We start from the raw sequence: 1,645 nt of genomic DNA, 5'->3' as shown, positions 1-1,645 counted from the left end.
ATCTGATTCCAGCAAGTGAAATGTTTCACATATCGGTTGCCATCATACTTACGAACATAGTTGTTAAACTGAGTCCTGTTCAGAAAAGCGGTTAATTGAGAGAATACGTATTTGTCTTGGAACATAGCAGCCATTTGTATTAGACTGCAAAGTTGCAAAATCAAGTCCGTTTCATTTCAAAAAACCGTGTAATTGGCTATATTTCAATAATTTCAAAGAACTATTTATCCACTTTTACGGGACAGTAGTGTATCAAAATGATTTGAAGAGATTAGGCAAGCATTAAGAACGGAGGTACGTATGTATCCTGAAATGGCAATTAGGGAGTTGACTGTTAATATGCTCATTTATCAGGGTTTTGCAGAACAAGGATTCCCGATGGTAGAAATATATTCGGATAGGATTGAAATCTCCAATCTTGGGCTGCCCCTTATAAGTGTAGAACACTTTATTGACGAATATCAATCAAGGAACGATTCTTTGGCTGATATTATGAGAAGAATGGGAATATGCGAGGAGATAGGCAGCGGTATGGACACGACTATCTTTAGTATCGAACTTTACCAATTGCCCCAATTGCGTTTTCAAGTCCAAGAAAACAGGACAACAGTTACCATCTTTTCATACAGGAAGTTCGCTGAGATAGATGAGGGAGAGCGTATCAGGGCTTGTTACCAACATGCGTGCCTGAGATATGCTTCAAATGAGAAAATGAACAATCAATCATTGAGAACAAGACTCGGTATTGAGGACAGGAATTATCCAATGGCTTCACGAATTATAAAAGATACATTGGAGGCTAAATTAATAAAAGAGGAAAGCCTAAATGGAGCATGGCGGTATAACTATATTCCTTAATTTGGCATAAAGAAACAGTGTAACTGGCATGTAACTGATATGTAACTGGGAAAGCATGCGTGCATTATAAGTTTTTGATAATCAGTGCGTAAATTTTGCAAAGTCATGTAGCTGGCATGTAACTGAGAGGTGTGGATACCACAAATAAATAAAACTTTACCTGACATTTGCTATATCAATGATCTGGTACTATTGGAATGTTGTCACGGTGTTTTCCATCGTGGTTTTGCGTTATAGGTGATGGAGTTGGCTTTTACTCTGAGATAGTTCTTATCTTCGTCTTTCTAAGTTTTTTGTTAATTAGAAGAGAAAACATTTTTAAACCCAGAGGCAATATTCAACAATCACAGAAAACAATCTATATTCTTTACATTCAATAGGAGTGTTAATCTGGAAAGATTTTTGTATGATTAAAAACAAATAAGTATATTTGCATACAAGTTACCTGAATAAGCGGATGAATAAATCCGTTTATTATATTTCTAATTTTGTTTCATTAGTGTCCCGTTAAAATGAGACGAGTTAAACAATTAATCAAATAGCCCCGGAATAATGGGATTATTTAGATCTTTGACATCATTGAAATTAGTCTTGTCGAACAGGTCACGCAAGTAGGTTTTGTCTGTCAATGATATGCTGAGAATTTGCAAAACTTCATAGGTTGAGCGTTTCAACTTCATATCATGTTGGACAATAGCCACAAGACAGTATGTGATAATAGCCACACTGATTTGTATGCGGACGGCGTTCTCTGTTGTGCCCCAGAATTTCTTTATCTTGAGGTGCT

2 protein-coding genes and 1 pseudogene are annotated in these 1,645 nt (G+C 36.2%); 1 reads left to right on the top strand and 2 read right to left on the bottom strand.

The features are described from left to right. Positions 1-125 (bottom strand): DUF4372 domain-containing protein (locus tag H6A34_RS14345; RefSeq protein WP_205105724.1); only part of this gene is annotated, 125 nt, incomplete at its 3' end. A 175-nt stretch (positions 126-300) separates the two neighbouring features. Between H6A34_RS14345 and H6A34_RS14340 the strand changes: the two genes are divergently transcribed. After that, on the top strand, positions 301-858 hold the full coding sequence (locus H6A34_RS14340) for an ATP-binding protein (RefSeq protein WP_205106067.1): 558 nt from the start codon (positions 301-303) through the stop codon (positions 856-858). Positions 859-1,388: 530 nt separating this feature from the next. On the opposite strand, the pseudogene H6A34_RS14335 reads toward H6A34_RS14340, so the two are convergent. After that, positions 1,389-1,645, bottom strand: a pseudogene (locus H6A34_RS14335) (IS4 family transposase); the annotation flags it as partial.

Source organism: Marseilla massiliensis (assembly GCF_016899855.1).
Lineage (GTDB): Bacteria > Bacteroidota > Bacteroidia > Bacteroidales > Bacteroidaceae > Prevotella.
This window is presented reverse-complemented; position numbering and strand designations above follow the sequence as displayed.